The organism is Halogranum rubrum (assembly GCF_900114455.1).
GTDB lineage: Archaea > Halobacteriota > Halobacteria > Halobacteriales > Haloferacaceae > Halogranum > Halogranum rubrum.
The window spans coordinates 23,832-39,092 of record NZ_FOTC01000003.1 but is presented as its reverse complement, the minus strand read 5'-3'; the positions used below and the strand labels follow the sequence as shown (position 1 = coordinate 39,092).

At 62.6% G+C, this 15,261-nt stretch carries 21 protein-coding genes and 3 tRNA genes; 15 read left to right on the top strand and 9 right to left on the bottom strand.

Annotated features, from left to right (window positions below):
• Positions 1-248 precede the first annotated feature (248 nt).
• Entirely contained in the window at positions 249-1,022 is a 774-nt protein-coding gene (locus BM083_RS14065; protein ID WP_089870136.1) for a methionyl-tRNA formyltransferase, read from the top strand.
• Between the two features lie 77 nt (positions 1,023-1,099).
• Entirely contained in the window at positions 1,100-1,447 is a 348-nt protein-coding gene (locus tag BM083_RS14060; RefSeq protein WP_089870135.1) for a hypothetical protein, read from the top strand.
• A 46-nt stretch (positions 1,448-1,493) separates the two neighbouring features.
• Here BM083_RS14060 and BM083_RS14055 read toward each other — a convergent pair whose 3' ends face one another.
• Entirely contained in the window at positions 1,494-1,919 is a 426-nt protein-coding gene (locus BM083_RS14055; RefSeq protein ID WP_089870134.1) for a DoxX family protein, read from the bottom strand.
• A gap of 194 nt (positions 1,920-2,113) precedes the next feature.
• On the opposite strand from BM083_RS14055, the gene BM083_RS23385 reads away from it, so the two are divergent.
• From BM083_RS23385 to BM083_RS14050, 3 genes are read left to right on the top strand one after another with little or no spacing between them, the layout of a single operon-like run.
• Complete coding sequence (locus BM083_RS23385) at positions 2,114-2,287, top strand: hypothetical protein (RefSeq protein ID WP_177197648.1); 174 nt, start codon at positions 2,114-2,116, stop codon at positions 2,285-2,287.
• 42 nt (positions 2,288-2,329) lie between these two features.
• Positions 2,330-2,668, top strand: coding sequence for a Gfo/Idh/MocA family protein (locus BM083_RS23675; protein ID WP_218148970.1), 339 nt, complete (start codon positions 2,330-2,332; stop codon positions 2,666-2,668).
• Positions 2,622-3,386: a Gfo/Idh/MocA family protein gene (locus BM083_RS14050; RefSeq protein ID WP_218148969.1), complete on the top strand. Its 765-nt coding sequence runs from the start codon at positions 2,622-2,624 to the stop codon at positions 3,384-3,386. Before BM083_RS23675 ends, BM083_RS14050 begins: the two co-directional genes overlap by 47 nt.
• A 145-nt stretch (positions 3,387-3,531) precedes the next feature.
• Here the strand turns inward: BM083_RS14050 and BM083_RS14045 are convergent.
• The 3 genes from BM083_RS14045 to BM083_RS14035 all read right to left on the bottom strand — a co-directional run bounded on the left by BM083_RS14045 (position 3,532) and on the right by BM083_RS14035 (position 4,783).
• A tRNA-Phe gene (locus tag BM083_RS14045) sits at positions 3,532-3,605 on the bottom strand.
• Positions 3,606-3,664: 59 nt separating this feature from the next.
• Positions 3,665-4,237: a hypothetical protein gene (locus tag BM083_RS14040; protein WP_089870133.1), complete on the bottom strand. Its 573-nt coding sequence runs from the start codon at positions 4,235-4,237 to the stop codon at positions 3,665-3,667.
• 472 nt (positions 4,238-4,709) lie between these two features.
• A tRNA-Val gene (locus BM083_RS14035) sits at positions 4,710-4,783 on the bottom strand.
• A gap of 84 nt (positions 4,784-4,867) precedes the next feature.
• Here BM083_RS14035 and BM083_RS14030 point away from each other — a divergent pair.
• From BM083_RS14030 to BM083_RS14020, 4 genes are all read left to right on the top strand, one after another.
• Positions 4,868-5,362: a DUF192 domain-containing protein gene (locus BM083_RS14030; protein WP_089870132.1), complete on the top strand. Its 495-nt coding sequence runs from the start codon at positions 4,868-4,870 to the stop codon at positions 5,360-5,362.
• Positions 5,363-5,402: 40 nt separating this feature from the next.
• Positions 5,403-5,669, top strand: coding sequence for a DUF7538 family protein (locus BM083_RS14025; RefSeq protein ID WP_089870131.1), 267 nt, complete (start codon positions 5,403-5,405; stop codon positions 5,667-5,669).
• 122 nt (positions 5,670-5,791) lie between these two features.
• Positions 5,792-5,941 carry a hypothetical protein gene (locus tag BM083_RS23380; RefSeq protein WP_157572844.1) on the top strand — a complete coding sequence of 50 codons (150 nt, stop codon included), beginning with the start codon at positions 5,792-5,794 and terminating at the stop codon, positions 5,939-5,941.
• A 155-nt stretch (positions 5,942-6,096) separates the two neighbouring features.
• On the top strand, positions 6,097-8,037 hold the full coding sequence (locus tag BM083_RS14020) for an ABC transporter ATP-binding protein (RefSeq protein ID WP_089870130.1): 1,941 nt from the start codon (positions 6,097-6,099) through the stop codon (positions 8,035-8,037).
• Positions 8,038-8,071: 34 nt separating this feature from the next.
• Here the strand turns inward: BM083_RS14020 and BM083_RS14015 are convergent, their stop codons facing one another.
• Positions 8,072-8,389 (bottom strand): DUF5789 family protein, encoded by a 318-nt coding sequence (locus BM083_RS14015; protein WP_089870129.1) that lies wholly within the window; start codon positions 8,387-8,389, stop codon positions 8,072-8,074.
• Positions 8,390-8,488: 99 nt separating this feature from the next.
• Here BM083_RS14015 and BM083_RS14010 point away from each other — a divergent pair, with 99 nt between their 5' ends.
• Complete coding sequence (locus BM083_RS14010) at positions 8,489-9,226, top strand: creatininase family protein (protein WP_089870128.1); 738 nt, start codon at positions 8,489-8,491, stop codon at positions 9,224-9,226.
• Between the two features lie 16 nt (positions 9,227-9,242).
• Here the strand turns inward: BM083_RS14010 and BM083_RS14005 are convergent, their stop codons facing one another.
• A complete protein-coding gene (locus BM083_RS14005) occupies positions 9,243-9,776 on the bottom strand; it encodes a DUF5790 family protein (RefSeq protein WP_089870127.1) in 534 nt (177 codons plus the stop codon).
• A gap of 95 nt (positions 9,777-9,871) precedes the next feature.
• The gene (locus BM083_RS14000) at positions 9,872-10,216 is read right to left on the bottom strand and encodes a dihydroneopterin aldolase family protein (protein WP_089870126.1); all 345 of its coding nucleotides are present in this window, start codon (positions 10,214-10,216) and stop codon (positions 9,872-9,874) included.
• 93 nt (positions 10,217-10,309) lie between these two features.
• Between BM083_RS14000 and azf the strand changes: the two genes are divergently transcribed.
• Positions 10,310-11,089, top strand: coding sequence for an NAD-dependent glucose-6-phosphate dehydrogenase Azf (azf, locus tag BM083_RS13995; protein ID WP_089870125.1), 780 nt, complete (start codon positions 10,310-10,312; stop codon positions 11,087-11,089).
• Between the two features lie 70 nt (positions 11,090-11,159).
• Here azf and BM083_RS13990 read toward each other — a convergent pair whose 3' ends face one another.
• Positions 11,160-11,774, bottom strand: a complete 615-nt coding sequence (locus BM083_RS13990) for a DUF309 domain-containing protein (protein ID WP_089870522.1) — start codon at positions 11,772-11,774, stop codon at positions 11,160-11,162.
• 225 nt (positions 11,775-11,999) lie between these two features.
• On the opposite strand from BM083_RS13990, the gene BM083_RS22860 reads away from it, so the two are divergent.
• Entirely contained in the window at positions 12,000-12,248 is a 249-nt protein-coding gene (locus BM083_RS22860) for a DUF7564 family protein (RefSeq protein WP_143085740.1), read from the top strand.
• A gap of 233 nt (positions 12,249-12,481) precedes the next feature.
• Positions 12,482-12,631 (top strand): hypothetical protein, encoded by a 150-nt coding sequence (locus tag BM083_RS23375; RefSeq protein WP_177197647.1) that lies wholly within the window; start codon positions 12,482-12,484, stop codon positions 12,629-12,631.
• 129 nt (positions 12,632-12,760) lie between these two features.
• On the opposite strand, the gene BM083_RS13985 is transcribed toward BM083_RS23375, so the two are convergent.
• Positions 12,761-12,853 (bottom strand) — tRNA-Arg (locus BM083_RS13985).
• A 223-nt stretch (positions 12,854-13,076) separates the two neighbouring features.
• Between BM083_RS13985 and BM083_RS13980 the strand changes: the two genes are divergently transcribed.
• Both BM083_RS13980 and BM083_RS13975 read left to right on the top strand, forming a co-directional pair.
• Positions 13,077-13,589 (top strand): hypothetical protein, encoded by a 513-nt coding sequence (locus BM083_RS13980; RefSeq protein WP_089870124.1) that lies wholly within the window; start codon positions 13,077-13,079, stop codon positions 13,587-13,589.
• A 174-nt stretch (positions 13,590-13,763) separates the two neighbouring features.
• Positions 13,764-15,242 carry a single-stranded DNA binding protein gene (locus BM083_RS13975; RefSeq protein ID WP_089870123.1) on the top strand — a complete coding sequence of 493 codons (1,479 nt, stop codon included), beginning with the start codon at positions 13,764-13,766 and terminating at the stop codon, positions 15,240-15,242.
• Positions 15,243-15,261: the final 19 nt, after the last annotated feature.

The following is a 15,261-nucleotide window of genomic DNA, read 5'->3' as shown; positions in this document are numbered from 1 at the left end:
TATATATGCGCCTTGCAGGTGCAGCCAGACCCCGGATGCGTGTCTTCGGAGTACGTCCTCTCGCAATGCTCGCTACACTTCGGTCGTTCGCGCAGGAAGCGATTAGCATCGTCATCGCGATTGTCACGTTCCCGCTTCGGCTACTCCGGTCGTTGCTGTGACAGCCCTCTAGCTGAACCGACTGTCGTTCGGTACGGACCGTCTCAGAAGTGCTGAGATTCTTATCGGTGTACTGAATAGTCTCTCCTATGACCGTCTGGCTCTTTACCATCGACGTCCCGCTCTATCTTCCACAGGCAATCGATCGCATCCTCGATGCGCACAGCGAGCGCATCGAGAAGGTCGTCCTCGCGCCACCGTCGTCGGACCTCATGATTCGACAGCAGTATCGGATGTTCGGCCCGGTCGATAGCCTTCGAATGGGGCGACTCTACGCGCAAGGAGCAGCACTCGGGTTACTCTCTCCGGCGCACCAGCGTCGCCTCACTGGTCGACTTCACTCGGTTCGCGCTGCCGCGAAGGCTCACGACGTTCCGGTGGAGACGGTTTCGGACATCTCTGACCCGAATTTCGTCGACCGGGTCCGTTCGGCAGCGCCCGAGTTACTCCTCTCACTCGTCTGTGCACAACGACTGGGGTCGGAACTCCTCGACGCTCCCGAGTGGGCCATCAACCTCCATCCCTCTCTCCTTCCCAAGTACCGAGGCGCGGCACCCGAATTCTGGGCACTGTATCACGACGAAGCCGAAACCGGCTGGACGGCACACGTCATGGTCGAAGCGTTCGACGCCGGCCCGATTATCGAGCAGCGAACGCTCCCGATTCGAGACGAAGAGACGCTTCACTCGCTGACCCAACGGCTCAGTGACGTCGTGAGCGACTTCGCAATCGACCTCGTCGATGCGTTCCCCGACGCAGACTTCGATACTCGCCCAAATCCATCGACGGACGAACACTACTGTCCGATGCCGTCTGTCGAGCAACGCAAGACGTTCAAACGACGTGGCAACCGGTTCTTGTGACCGCAACTCTCGTGTTGCTCGGCGCGCGGTGGCGAGAAAGGAACGAACTACAAGGGTGTGGAGCACAATCTACCCGTATGGAGTCCGACAAAACCGTCGACGACAACACTCGACTCGCCCGTATCCTTCTTGCTGCCGCGCTGGCACTCGTCACAGCCGCGTCGTATCGAAAGAACCGACTGGTCAGTGTGCTGGCAGGCATCGGCGCGGTCGGAATCGGTTACACTGTCGTGGCCAAGCCCGAAGCAGAACAGTCTGCGAGTGACACCGAGACGGAAGTCGAGTCGACAACGGCAGCGACTGAGACCGCAACGAGCGACGCTGACGACGGAATGCGCTGTGCAGCCTGCAGCGAACCGATTGTCGTGGGACAGTCACGACGTCCGAACACGGAGAACCGAATCGTCCACGAGAGCTGTCTGTAACCGGTCGTTTCTGCGTTTACACGTCCCTCTCGGCCAACATCCCACTCTACGCTGATTCGTCGGCCGGCGGTTGCGTGTACCACCATGCCCAGAGAATCAAGACGGCTTGGAGCGGCAGTCGCGCCCACGTCGCCGCGTCGGAGGGGTTCCTGAGCCACTCCGGCGCGCCTTTGATCACCACGTCGCTCGTCGCCATGTAGACGTTCGCCGGGAAGACGGCGAGCAAGAGCAAAACGAGTCCCCACGCAGAGTGGCGACGCGTCCGCGGAATCAGGACGCCGATACCGAGGACGATCTCTGCGACACCGGAGAGATAGACGAGTGCGAGCGGGCGCGGGAGCGACGGCGGGACGATTTGGGCGAACGCCTTCGGCGAGACGAAATGCATCACGCCGGCGGCGACGTAGATGAGTCCCATGACGGGGAGCAACGGGCGCTTGAGTCGCTTGAGAAACGCGAGCGTGTCGGTCATACGGTCTCACGGTTGCAGGGGGAGGTGAAAAGTACCGCACACGTGAAACGGGACCAGTGACTCGTCGTTGTCGGCTGTAGAACAACACTGGCTCTGGGATTTGAACCACGCTCGCTCTCTGATTCAAATCTGGTCGTGTTACTGATTCGTCGATAACGGCCACTCGCTTCGCTCCCAGGACGGGGACGACTCGTGTGGCACTCGGCGTCTATCACAGCGGGTCGAACGTCACTGTCTCTGCGGGCGGCACTGACGAGGCACCCATCACTACCGACCCTCTGGAACTCTACCGCTACGACGAGGCCATACTGGCCACCTCCATACCGGTCACCTTCGAGGCGATTGGCATCGAGGTCAGACGATACTGACACGCCTACGGACTTTTCTCTCGGCGACGCAAACAGACGCAAATGAACCACCAGATCGCTATCGCTGGCATCGGATCGGCCGGCCGAACCCACGCGCGAGCCATCGCTACTCTCGACGACGCCGAACTGGTCGCCGGGTCATGTCGAACCGAGTCCAAAGGCGAAGCCTTCGCCGCCGAGTTCGACTGTTCTTACTACACCGACACGGCGGCAATGCTCGACGCCGAGACTCCGGACGTGCTGGCTGTGTGCACGCCCAGCGGAGCCCACCTCACCCCCACGCTGGCGGCCGCCGAACACGGCGTCGACGTGCTCTGTGAGAAGCCGCTGGAGATTGACCGAGCGTATCGATCGGATGGTCGCCGCCTGCGAGACCGCTGACGTCCGTCTCGGCGGCATCTTCCAGCGCCGATACACTCCCATGCTCGGCGTGATCAGAGACGCCGTCACGGAGGGGCGCTTCGGGACGCTTTCGGTGGCGTCCGCCCACGTCCCGTGGTGGCGCGACGACGACTACTACGAGGACGCGTGGCAGGGCACGAGAGAGTTGGACGGCGGCGGTGCCCTGATAAACCAGTCCATCCACGCCGTCGACGCCATCCAGTGGCTCGCCGGCGCAGGCATGGACCTCGCCCCCGGGGTCAACCCCGTCGCCGAGGTGTTCGCGTTCACCGACACTCGCGCTCACGAGGGTGACCACATCGAAGTCGAAGACACGGCCGTCGCCACCCTGCGCTACCGCGACGGCACCCTCGGACAGATTCTCGCAGCTACCTCGATGTTCCCTGGATCGGAGATGGAGTTTCGGATTGCGGGTCGGGACGGAACCGCCGAAACCCGCGGTGGCGGCCTCTCGACGTGGCGCTTTCGGAAGGAGCGAGCGAGCGACGCGGACGTTCGCGCCCGCTTCGGTCCCGAGGGAGACGGTGGTGACGCACCTGTTCCTCTCGAAGCCGCGAACTACCGCGCCTTCCTCGACGCCCGTGCCACCGGGGAGCGCTTCGCTCTCGACCACTCCGAGGCGCGCAAGGCCGTCGAAATCGTCGAGGCCATCTACGAGTCTGCCACAGCGAACGCTCCCGTGTCGCTGTCGGAGTAGTCTGCACGGGACATCCGCAAGAACAGGGTGGAGAAATCGGCGTGTTACCGTCACCGTTTACGGCCGTTCTCTGGGACAACCCCAGACACGTATCACACTGGATTTCGACGTGACTCGCTACGCTCGTCGGTCGAAATCAGAGAAGTGCCGCCTCCCGGATTTGAACCGGGGACAGCTCGATCTTCAGTCGAGTGCTCTCCCAGTCTGAGCTAAGGCGGCTTACACTCCAACTGATGCCGGACTGGTGCAAAAGGATTTCGGAATTGGACCGCCGCGCCCTATGCGACTTTTCGCGTCTCGCTGAACGTCTGCTCGCCGCCGTTCCACGTCACCGTCGTCTTGATGCGAATCGTCCCGCCGTTCTGTTTGACTTTCGCGGCGTCGAAGTAGCCGAGTTTGACACGCTTTGTCTCCGTCTTCGACGCTCCGTCGTCGACTTCGTCGAACGACTCACTCGCCGACCAGATTTCGTCGCCGCCGGTGGTGATGCGCGTGTCCACCTCGACGTCCGTCGCGGGGGAGTCCATCGTGTTCGTCAGTTCGACCGTCACGTCTCGGCAGGTCTGCCCACAGTTCTCGATGTTGCGGACGGCGAAGGCGAACTCCGTCTCGGGTTCGCTGGCAGACCCGCCGTCGCTGGCGGCGTCACCACCGCTACTCCCGCCGTCGCCACCGCTCGACGACTGGTCGTCGGCATCGCCAGTCTCGGTGTCGTCGCTCGCCGAGTCGTTCCCGAGTACGGAGTCGACGACGCCGTCTACCGGGCCGTCACCGGTCGACAGTACGCCGACTAGCCCGCCTGCGACGACGACGAGGAGGGCGACGCCGACGGCGACGTAGCGTCCGTTCATGCTCGACTCCTGTGCGTCCCGCGCGGCCCACGTCCCGGAGGTACCCGAAGTCGGTCCTGCGGTGTGTCCATACCTCGGGTCACCACTCGCCGCTAATAGGTCTGTTGCCGGGTTGGTGATCCGTTCTGTTCGATTAGACTGTCTGCTTCGAGCGGACGCAACCGACGGGAATTTGCCGCACTCGTCGTCAGGTTCCAACCGCCCTCAGTACACGGAACACTGCTCGCTGTCGCTCGCGGATTGTCGTGGATTCGGGCGGATTCGAACCACGGTCACTCCACTCGCTACGCTCGTTTCGTTCCCTGCTTCGAATCCTTCCTCACGTAGAACTTCGGTCGCTCGCTGTCGCGAGCGACACTCACATGGGCTCGGGCGATTCGAACCACTCCGTCAACCTCGCTACGCTCGGTTGCCGCAAGGTTCGACCGCCCTCACAGATGTTTCTGGGCTCACGTTGTTCGCCACAGAAATATGGGCTCGGGCGGATTCGAACCACCGATTTCGGCCTTGTAAAGGCCGCGTCATAACCAACTAGACCACGAGCCCGTACCCCGACAAATCCGGGCCGTACGCATAACGGTTACTTTCTGTCCCGGAACGCTTACTCTCACGTCGCCCCTTCTGTCTGGCATGTCCTCTCAGACGATCCTCGCGGCCATCGCCGCCGTCCTCCTCCTCACCGCGGGCGGTGTTGCCGCCTACGACTTGGGCTACCTCTCGGAGGATGAGTACGAACGAACCACCGTCACCGTCGTCGACGACCCCAGTTGCGAGACGCTCGCGACAGTCGACGTTCGTGTCTCCGACACCTTCGAGAAGCGGTACACCGGGTTGAGCGACACGGCGTCACTCGGCTCGAACGAAGGTATGCTGTTCGTCCACGACTCGGAGGGTCAGCGTGCGTACGTCATGCGCGACATGGCGTTCCCCATCGACATCGTGTTCGCCGACGCCAACGGCACCATCACGGCGATTCACCACGCCACGCTCGAACCGAACGCGAGCGAGGGGCAACTGACCCGGTACGAAGGAACCGGGAAGTACGTCCTCGAAGTTCCCTACGAATACACGAGCGACCACGGCATCGAAGTTGGCGACGAGATTCGTATCGAGAGCGAGGAGTAACGACCGAAACCCCCTCGTCCCCGGGGCGGCATGGAGACGTATGGACACCGTCGACGCCCTCACGAGTCTCGAAGGGTGGCACGCCGAGGGGTTCGCCGCACGCGTACACTATCGCGGCGCCGACGATCACTACAGTATCGAGTACTACGAACCGAGCGACTGCATCCTCTACTGGAAGGTGAAAGGCGACGGCGAGACGGCAGTTCCAGTGGGGAGAGAGACGGTTCCAGACCCACTCCGAAAGCGCATTCGACAGGATTTGACCGAGGCGGGTATCGATCCCGACGTCGAATCGCGTGTCGTGTAGCGCGCCCAGTCTTCACGGGCCGTCAATCGGTCGCTGTTGCCCGCTCGGTATCCACCCGTGAGACTCGATAGCAGGGGCGAAGCTATTTGATTGATGACTGAGACAATACGGTGGGTGACCAGATGGAATTTCAGTTCGAGTGTGGGTGCGGCGAATCGGTTTCCGACTTCACACGAGGGAACGACGAAGAGATTACGACCCGAGTACGCTGTTCGGAGTGCGACACGGTGTACGCACTGACGCTCACGCCGATTGTCAAACAGGGTGAGTGAACGAACACGACCAGAGTGTACACGAGCGGAGAGACCCCTCAAATCGACTGTTTTTATCGACGACGCAGCTTGCCCGATAGTCCGTCTGCTAGCAGTTCCCTCTTGTTTCGATTCGTAGGGAATCACTTTTGTTCGCGCGGCCCGGCCACAGTACAATGAGTACTTCTCTCGACGAAGACGACCCGTTCGAGGAACAACGCGAACGGGCCGACAACCCGATGCGTCGTCTCTTCTCAGAGTACGGTGGCGACAACACCCTCCAGTTCGTCGTCGGCGTCGTCGCGAGTATCGCGGCACGCGTCCTCGACCTCATCCCACCCGTCGTCCTCGGCGTCGCCGTCGACGCCATCTTCCGCGATGAGAAGGCGTTCGCCGAGGCGCTCCCAGTCGTCCCCACGGCGTGGGTCGCACCCTACATCCCCGCGTCACAGACTGGACAGTTCTACCTCGCCATCGGACTCATCGTGTTCGGGTTCTTCGGCGGGGCGGCGTTCCACTGGGTTCGTAACTGGGGATGGAACTCCTTCGCACAACACATCCAGCACGCCATCCGAACGGACACTTACGACAAGATGCAGCGGCTGAACATGGACTTCTTCGCCGACAAACAGACCGGCGAGATGATGTCCATCCTCTCGAACGACGTCAATCGCTTAGAGCGCTTCCTCAACGACGGGATGAACTCCTTCTTCCGCCTCTCTGTCATGGTGCTCGCCATCGCGGCCATCCTCTTCTCGTACAACTGGCAACTCGCACTCATCGCGTTGGTTCCTGTCCCGCTCATCGCCCTGTTCACGTGGAAGTTCGTCGAAATTATCCAGCCGAAGTACGGAGAAGTGCGCTCTTCGGTCGGTCAACTCAACTCCCGACTGGAGAACAATCTCGGCGGGATTCAAGTCATCAAGACCTCCAACACGGAGGAGTTCGAGTCCGACCGCGTCGACGACTCCTCGATGGGCTACTTCGACGCCAACTGGGACGCAATCAACACGCGGATCAAGTTCTTCCCGGCACTTCGCATCATCGCCGGTATCGGGTTCGCGGTGACGTTCTTCGTCGGCGGCCTCTGGGTGCTCGAAGGCACCGGTCCCGGCCCACTCACCGGGACGCTCAGCGAGGGGGAGTTCGTCACGTTCATCCTGCTCACGCAGCAGTTCATCTGGCCCATGGCCCAGTTCGGGCAGATCATCAACATGTATCAGCGCGCTCGCGCCTCCAGCGCCCGTATCTTCGGCCTGATGGACGAACCGTCGCGTATCGTCGAAGACCCAGACGCCGACGACCTGGTCGTCTCCGACGGCCGCGTCGAGTACGACGACGTCACGTTCGGCTACGACGATGGCGAGACCATCATCGAAGACGTTTCGTTCACCGTCGACGGCGGCGACACGCTGGCACTCGTCGGACCGACGGGCGCGGGGAAATCGACGGTACTGAAACTGCTTCTCCGAATGTACGACGTCGACGAGGGAAGCATCGAAGTCGACGACCAGGACCTGCGTGAGGTGACGATTCCGAGCCTCCGGCAGTCCGTCGGCTACGTCAGCCAAGAGACGTTCATGTTCTACGGGACGGTCAAAGAGAACATCGCCTACGGGACGTTCGATACTGACGACGAAGCCCTCGTCGAGGCTGCGAAGGCGGCCGAAGCTCACGACTTCATCCAGAACCTCCCCGAGGGGTACGACACCGAAATCGGCGAGCGCGGCGTCAAGTTGTCGGGAGGACAGCGCCAGCGCCTCTCTATCGCTCGCGCCATCCTCAAAGACCCCGACATCCTCGTCCTCGACGAGGCGACGTCCGACGTCGACACCGAGACGGAGATGCTCATCCAGCGCTCGCTCGACAGACTCACCAGAGACCGGACGACGTTCGCCATCGCCCACCGCCTCTCGACTATCAAAGACGCCGAGCAGATCGTCGTCCTCGAAGACGGCCGTATCGTCGAACGTGGTACGCACGACGACCTCCTGTCCGAAGACGGTCTCTACGCGCATCTCTGGGGTGTGCAAGCTGGCGAGATTGACGAACTCCCCGACGAGTTCGTCGAGCGGGCCAGTCGCCGACAAGCCCGGACGGAAGCACAGAACGACTAGTTCGAAAAGAGACTGCTCGAAACGCCGTGTTCGCTCAGACTGCGCCGCTCTCGTCCTCGTCGGTTCCGGTCCCGCGGTCACTGTAGCCTTCCGGACCGACCGCGTCGTCGCCGACCATGTTCATCACGGCCGAGCGGACGTCGTCGGCGCTCTCGAAGTCACCGTCTGTCGGTTCGTACCCATCGAGAATCTCTCCGAACGTCGTCGACCCTTCCGGAAGGTCGAGTTCTCGGTCGCCGTACTCCTCGACGAGGTCGTCTTTCGCCACCGGATAGTCGTGCGATTCGAGTTCGTCTTCCAAGTCACCGAAGTCGATACCCTGCTCACGGTCGTCAGAATCGCTGTCGGTCATACAGGTCGACCTACGTCGGCGTCGTTGAAACCGGCTGTGGCCGTTTCTATCTCTCACCGTCACCGAGGCTTACAAGCCACTCGCCCGTCTGCGGTCGGTATGCACCTCACAGAGGCGACGTGGACCGACGTCGACGCCTGCGACACCGACCTCGCCGTGCTCCCAGTCGGGAGTACCGAACAACACGGACCACACGCACCGCTCGGAACCGACACGGTGACGGCCGCCGCCGTCGCCGACGCGGCCGTCGACGCCTACGACGACGAGGTGGTCGTCGCCCCAGCCATCCCTGTCGGAATCGCCGAAGAGCACCGCCAGTTCACGGGGACGCTGTGGGTCTCTCCCGAGACGTTCCGGTCGTACGTCCGCGAGACCGTCCAGAGTCTCGCCAGTCACGGCTTCGACCGAGTCGTCGTCGTCAACGGCCACGGCGGTAACGTCGATGCCCTCCGAGAAGTTACAGGGACTATCACGCGCCACGACGACGCCTACGCCGTCGCCTTCACCTGGTTCGAAGCGGTCGGTGAACACGCCGCAGATATGGGACACGGTGGGCCACTGGAGACGGCGCTACTGCGTCACATCGCGCCGGAGACGGTCCACGAAGACCGAATCGAAGAGGCTCGTGCCGGGGCCGCAGACCGCTGGGGCGACTGGAAGTCACACGTCAATCTCGCGCACGACTCGGCAGAGTTCTCCGAGAACGGCGTCGTCGGTGACCCGGCCGACGGCGACGCCGAGCGTGGCGAGACGTTGTTGACGCTCGCCTGTGAGTCACTCGTGGCACTCCTCGAAGCAGTCGCTACGCGAGACGTCGCTCGTCCCGACCACCGCTGAGGAGTGTTACCGGGGCTTACTCGTCGTCTTCGTCCTCGTCGTCCTCGTCGCCTTCGTCTTCGTCGTCATCTTCGTCGTCGTCCTCGGCTTCACTCTCTTCCGCGTCGGCCTCCGACTCTTCGTCCTCGTCGTCAGCGTCCTCGCTGTCGTCCGCGTCCACGCCCGCGTCGTCGAGCGCCGAGCGGAGTTGCGGCATCGTGCTCGTCAGCCCGCCGACCTGTTCGCGGGCGTCGTCGAGCATCTCGATGACCTCCTCTATCGCTTGAATCTCCTCGACGAGGTCGTCGGCGTCCTCGAAGGCGTCCGCACGTTCGCCCATCGTGTACCACTTCTTCGCCTGGTGGAGATGTTTCTCGGCTTCGCCAGCGTCGAGCGCCGAGCGGAGTCCGTTGAGTACACCGAGGACGTTGTCAGCCTCTGTGTTCCAGACGTCGTCGCTGTCCGGCAGTTCGTCCCACGCCTGCTGGAGATGCGTTTCGACATCCGCGCGCATCTCGGCCGCCGCTTCGCCGAACAGGTCGTCGTTTTCGAGCGTCGACTGACTACTCATAACCCTTCTTTTGTCCTTCCTCCATTTAAAAACGTGCCCGAAAGTGAAAGTGTAATCAGTCGGGTCGCCCGCCGAGATGGTCGAACTCGTGGCACCTATTCGTCGACAGACACGAGTTTCATCAACGGGTAGTCGCCGTCCATCTCCATGCGTGTGTGGACAGTCACCCCGTCGTACTCGATGCGCATCTCGACTTCCATGAAGCGTCCCGTGAGTTCTGTGTAGTCTGCTGATTGTCCAGCGAGCGTCTCTTCGAGCACCTCGTCGAGGATATCGACGGAGACGGCCGCACAGTGTGGTTGATTCTCGATGGCTTCGGCCATCGCCGTCTCCAGACTGTGCGACGACGCGGGACTGACCGGCGTGCCGGCGAACTGGTGATAGAGCGTCCCGAACTTGATACCCGCCTCGAAACACGCCTCCTGTGCGTCTGTCGGCATGGCTACTGAGTCGACTGCAGGTCGCTAAATTCTGTCGAGTCGTAGGGGAGAACCGGACGTTACTTAGCCTCTGACGAACCAATATGCTCCTGAATGGACGACCCGGTTCTGCTGACGGGTGCCGGCGGGCGCGTTGGACAGGCCATCCTGCGCGACCTCGCCGACGACTACGACTGGCGACTGCTCGACCGTGAACCGCTTCCGAAAGAGAAGATCCCCGAGGGCGTCGACGACGACGCCGTCTACGTCGCCGACGTCACCGACGACGACGCCATGCGAGAGGCCGTCGACGGAGTCGAGGCGATTATCCACCTCGCGGGTGACCCCCGTCCCGAAGCGCCGTGGGACAGCGTCCTCCGGAACAACATCGACGGGACGCACACCGTGTTCGCGGCCGCCGTCGAAGCGGGCGTGAAGAAAGTCGCTTTCGCCTCGTCGAACCACGCAGTCGGTGCCTACGAGACAGACGACCGAACGCCCGACCTGTATCGCCCGCACGACGAGTACCGACTCAACGGGTCGGAAGCCCCCCGCCCGAGTAACCTCTACGGCGTGAGCAAAGCCGCCGGTGAGACGCTCGGACGCTACTACCACGACCACTTCGACCTCTCGGTCGTCTGCGTCCGAATCGGCAACCTCACTCGCGGTCACCCGCCGTGGAACTACGAACGCGGACAGGCGATGTGGCTCTCCTACCGTGACTGTGCGCACCTCTTCGACCGCTGTCTACAGGCCGACTACGGCTACGAAGTCGTCTACGGCATCAGCGACAACGAACGCAAGTACTACTCCATCGACCGGGCGCGCGAGGTACTCGGCTACGACCCCGTCGACAACTCCGCAGAGTTCGAACAGCACCCGAAGAACCAGTAACCCGCGCTCTGCATCACTCTCCTCCGCGCCGTCTTCTCGTCTCTCCTCCGTTCCCCTCTCCGCCTCTCGCTCAGTCGAACAACCCGGTGACGTCGTTCGCTCGCTGCTCTCGTCGCTCGACGTGTTCTGCCAACCGTTGATAGATGATGTCTCGGTGCACGGCGTCGGCGGCAAAGTCCATCACGAAGGTGATGTAGCGGGTCTGTGCCCCGCCCAACTCCTCGCGTGCGAACCCGATTCCCGCGTCGACGACGGCTTCGTCGTATCGGTCGTACTCTTCGGCGATGACTGCCGCGGCCACCGCAGCGACGTCGAAGTCGAGGTCACGAGCGGTCAGTACGTCACCGTCGACAGTGAGTGCGGGCGGTCGTCCACGTTCGATACGCTCGGGGTCGCTGCGGAGCGACCGGAGCGACGTGCGAACGGCGTCGACGTCGACACCGCGGTAGGGAGTTGGCAGCGCGGTGAGATACTCGGTTGCGCTCTCGGCGAGACCCGTCGCGCCCGACCAGTTGCCGCGCCGGGCGTGGTAGATAGCCGCGGTAAACTGAATCAGCCCGTGGAGGAACTGTTCGTCGTCGGACCCCTTCTCCAGTTCGAGCCAGTGGTCCTCCCACGCGTCGTGGGCGGCGTGATGCTCACCGTCGTTGTAGAGTGCGACTCCCGCTCGAAGCGCGTCGTCTATCGACTCGTGTTCGTTCGTCTCACTCGGCACGTCTGTGCGTTCCATCGCTCGTCGAGTGTTTTCGATGGACGGCAATAACGCTTCGTGACGCCGTCGGCGGGGGTTAGCGTACTCCTACCGACTGGTAAGAGAGAGAATACATATATAGTTCCGCGACCGACAGTAACCTGTGTGATAACACATGGCAAGTATCGCCCTTCGAACGACTCGTTCGGGTGTCGGCCGATGACTCTTCACCCGACCTGCATCGACTGCGGAGCCGCGTACCTGAACACGAACCGGTATCACGGCTACTACTGCCCCGACTGCCACGACGCGTGGCTGGTCAAGCAGCAACCTGCGCCGAAACGCAGTCGACGCCTCCGCCTGTCGGGTCGTCGCCTCCCGAAGCGACTGAGCACCTCGACCCGCCCGAGTGTCACCCGCCGCAGTCCTGAACGAGACGTTCCCCGCCGCCACGGTCACGAGAACTGACCCTCCACCGCGCCTTCCCGAACTCGTCGCGCCGCCACCGAGTACGTCCTGAGCGACGACACAGGCGGTTCACCGACGATCCACGATCGATGAGCCATCGACACTGTTGACAGCAACTGCGCTGCTCGTGAGGGTTCGAGGGTACACGTTTGCGAGCAACGGCTGTCGAGTTGGCAGATCAGACAGGTTTGCAGGACCGATTGTTCCACTGAAAACTAGCGGTGAAGCTGTCGGTGACGGAACTGACCGTCCTGACGGAGTCCCACGCGAGCGGACGCGAGCGTGGGGCAAGTCAGGTCGTGAATGGCGCGGGACCGTTGGTCCCGCTGAAAACCGGCGGCAAAGCCGCCGGTGATGAAACGAACGTCCTGACGGAGATTTGAACTCACTCACTTCGCCTCGCATACGCTCGGCTTCGTTCGCTGCTCAAATCTCCGTGTCGAGTCGGCACGGGAGACGACACGGACGAGAGCCACAGAGGGCTCTCGTGGTGGTAGTCTCCTAGAGAATGACGTCCTGACGGAGATTTGAACTCCGGTCCCTGGCTCCGCAAGCCAAGAGGATAGTCCACTACCCTACCAGGACTTGTGTGCATACACGCAGTCTCGCACTGCGTCTGCAACTCAACCAATTCGACCCATTTACTTAAGCACCTCGGTATAGTCGCCGTGTGAGTGTACGGACACACGGTAGAGAATCGCACGACGGCGTTGCCCTCGTGTGCCTGAGATGACGTACTCGAAAGGGAGTCTTCGGGAAGCGAGCAGAGAGACAAAGAGCTGTTTGTGCCTTCAAAAGCTCTTTAGAATTACCACCGAATTAACAGATATGAACCGACGAGCGTTCCTGACGACGGCCGTAGCAACACTGAGTGTGAGTGCGAGCGCAGGATGCCTCGCAGGCGGCGGTGACACCGGTGGAAGTGACTCGGACGAGAACGAGTCGACGGCGTCGGACGAACCGACGACGTCACCGACCGCGACACCAACGGCGACGCCGAGCGCCCCATCAGTTGCGTCGACGACTCTCGAAGCGATGGGTGACTGTTCGGACTCGGGTACGGCGAGCGTCGCCTTCGAGTCGCCCGACGTCGTCGTCACTGGCTGTATTCAAGGGCCGAACGGCTGCCACCAACCAGTCCTGCAGGATGCAACGGTCGAAGACGGAGCGCTGCGCGTCGTCGTCACCACCGAAGCAGAGGGCGACGGTGCCTGTACGCAGGCGCTCGTCCAGCGGAAGTACGAGGCCACCATCTCCTTCGACGACTCGCTTCCGTCGACGGTCGAAGTCGTCCACGACAGCATGGGCGAGCAGACGACGGTGACGACTGCCGACCAGTAGTCTCGACGTGTCAGCACGCAGGCGAACCTTTTTGTCGGAGAGCGGGACCAGACGGCCTATGGTATCGACACCGAATCGGGCGACTCAGTGGCGAAAGAAACCGCCCGACGGCGACGACCCATTTTGGCAAAGAAAACGCTTAAGCGCGCTCTCACCTTGCTTGGCTACACGATTATGGGCGCGATAGAGGACGTCTACGAGGACCTCGACACGGAGGTTTCTTTCGAGGAATTCGAGGCGGCAGTCAACGACAAAGTCGAACAGATGGGCGGTCTCGCCGACGACGAGACCGCAGCGATGCTCATCGCCCACGAACTGACAGACCAGGGTGGCGAGGTGAGCGGCATCGCGGACATCGAACCGGGCATGGACGAGGTGAAGTTCCTCGCGAAAGTCGTCAGCATCGGCGAACTCCGGACCTTCGAGCGCGACGGTGAAGACGAGGACGGGCGCGTCGTCAACGTCGAAGTCGCCGACTCGACGGGTCGCGTGCGAATCTCGTTTTGGGACGAGATGGCCGCCGACGTGGTCGACACGCTCGAAGTCGGTGAGGTACTGCGTCTCGCAGGTCGCCCGAAAGACGGGTTCAACGGCGTCGAAGTCAGCGTCGACAAGGCCGAACCCGCTCCCGGCGAGGACGTCGACGTACAGGTGCTCGACACCTACCGCGTCGAAGACCTCTCGCTCGGTCTCTCCGACGTGAACCTCAAAGGCAAGGTGCTCGACACCTCCGAGATTCGGACGTTCGACCGCGACGACGGCTCCGAGGGCCGCGTCGCCAACCTCACCGTCGGCGACGAGACGGGACGCGTGCGCGTCACCCTGTGGGACGAGCAGGCCGACCGGGCCGACGAACTCGCTACCGGCGTGACGGTCGAAGTCGTCGACGGCTACGTTCGCGAGCGAGACGGGTCGCTCGAACTTCACGTCGGGTCGCGCGGTGCGGTCGAGGAACTCGACGAGGAGGTCCAGTACGTCCCCGACACCGCCGACATCGAGGACTTGGAGATCGGCCAGACGGTCGACATCGCGGGCGGCGTCATCGAGACCGACCCGAAGCGAACGTTCGACCGCGACGACGGGTCGCAGGGCCAAGTGCGAAACATCCGCGTCAAGGACGACACGGGTGAGATTCGGGTCGCTCTCTGGGGCGAGAAGGCCGACACCGACGTCGACCTCGCCGACCACGTCGTCCTCACGGACGTCGAAATCAAAGACGGCTGGCAAGAGGACCTGGAAGCCTCCGCCGGATGGCGCTCGACGGTGAGCGTCACGCGCGACAGCATCGGCGGCGACGACGAGAGCGACTCGGCCTCCGCCGAACAGGGACTCGACGCCTTCGGCGGCGACGGCGCTTCGAACGCGACGAGCGCCGACGCAGCGGCCGCCGCTGGCGAGGGTGAGAGTGCGAGCGGGTCCGGCGCGGCCGCAGCCGTCGCGACGAAGGCCGACGAGACGTCCGACGCCGCCGACGCCGACGGCGAGACGGTGGAGTTCACCGGGACAGTCGTTCAGGCTGGCAACCCCGTCGTTCTCGACAACGGAACGAAGACGCGGAGCGTCCAGACCGACGCGAAGCTTCGGCTCGGCGAAGAGGTCACTGTCCGTGGAACGCTCCGTGAGGGGACCATCGACGCCGCCGACGTGTTCTGACGAGCACTGCGGCGTCGCT

What these genes read in the sequence shown, in the direction of transcription:
- BM083_RS14065 (WP_089870136.1), top strand. Translation starts at nt 249, where the DNA reads ATGACCGTCTGGCTCTTTACCATCGACGTCCCGCTCTATCTTCCACAG.
- BM083_RS14060 (WP_089870135.1), top strand. Translation starts at nt 1,100, where the DNA reads ATGGAGTCCGACAAAACCGTCGACGACAACACTCGACTCGCCCGTATC.
- BM083_RS14055 (WP_089870134.1), bottom strand. Translation starts at nt 1,919, where the DNA reads ATGACCGACACGCTCGCGTTTCTCAAGCGACTCAAGCGCCCGTTGCTC.
- BM083_RS23675 (WP_218148970.1), top strand. Translation starts at nt 2,330, where the DNA reads ATGAACCACCAGATCGCTATCGCTGGCATCGGATCGGCCGGCCGAACC.
- BM083_RS14040 (WP_089870133.1), bottom strand. Translation starts at nt 4,237, where the DNA reads ATGAACGGACGCTACGTCGCCGTCGGCGTCGCCCTCCTCGTCGTCGTC.
- BM083_RS14030 (WP_089870132.1), top strand. Translation starts at nt 4,868, where the DNA reads ATGTCCTCTCAGACGATCCTCGCGGCCATCGCCGCCGTCCTCCTCCTC.
- BM083_RS14025 (WP_089870131.1), top strand. Translation starts at nt 5,403, where the DNA reads ATGGACACCGTCGACGCCCTCACGAGTCTCGAAGGGTGGCACGCCGAG.
- BM083_RS23380 (WP_157572844.1), top strand. Translation starts at nt 5,792, where the DNA reads ATGGAATTTCAGTTCGAGTGTGGGTGCGGCGAATCGGTTTCCGACTTC.
- BM083_RS14020 (WP_089870130.1), top strand. Translation starts at nt 6,097, where the DNA reads ATGAGTACTTCTCTCGACGAAGACGACCCGTTCGAGGAACAACGCGAA.
- BM083_RS14015 (WP_089870129.1), bottom strand. Translation starts at nt 8,389, where the DNA reads ATGACCGACAGCGATTCTGACGACCGTGAGCAGGGTATCGACTTCGGT.
- BM083_RS14010 (WP_089870128.1), top strand. Translation starts at nt 8,489, where the DNA reads ATGCACCTCACAGAGGCGACGTGGACCGACGTCGACGCCTGCGACACC.
- BM083_RS14005 (WP_089870127.1), bottom strand. Translation starts at nt 9,776, where the DNA reads ATGAGTAGTCAGTCGACGCTCGAAAACGACGACCTGTTCGGCGAAGCG.
- BM083_RS14000 (WP_089870126.1), bottom strand. Translation starts at nt 10,216, where the DNA reads ATGCCGACAGACGCACAGGAGGCGTGTTTCGAGGCGGGTATCAAGTTC.
- azf (WP_089870125.1), top strand. Translation starts at nt 10,310, where the DNA reads ATGGACGACCCGGTTCTGCTGACGGGTGCCGGCGGGCGCGTTGGACAG.
- BM083_RS22860 (WP_143085740.1), top strand. Translation starts at nt 12,000, where the DNA reads ATGACTCTTCACCCGACCTGCATCGACTGCGGAGCCGCGTACCTGAAC.
- BM083_RS13980 (WP_089870124.1), top strand. Translation starts at nt 13,077, where the DNA reads ATGAACCGACGAGCGTTCCTGACGACGGCCGTAGCAACACTGAGTGTG.
- BM083_RS13975 (WP_089870123.1), top strand. Translation starts at nt 13,764, where the DNA reads ATGGGCGCGATAGAGGACGTCTACGAGGACCTCGACACGGAGGTTTCT.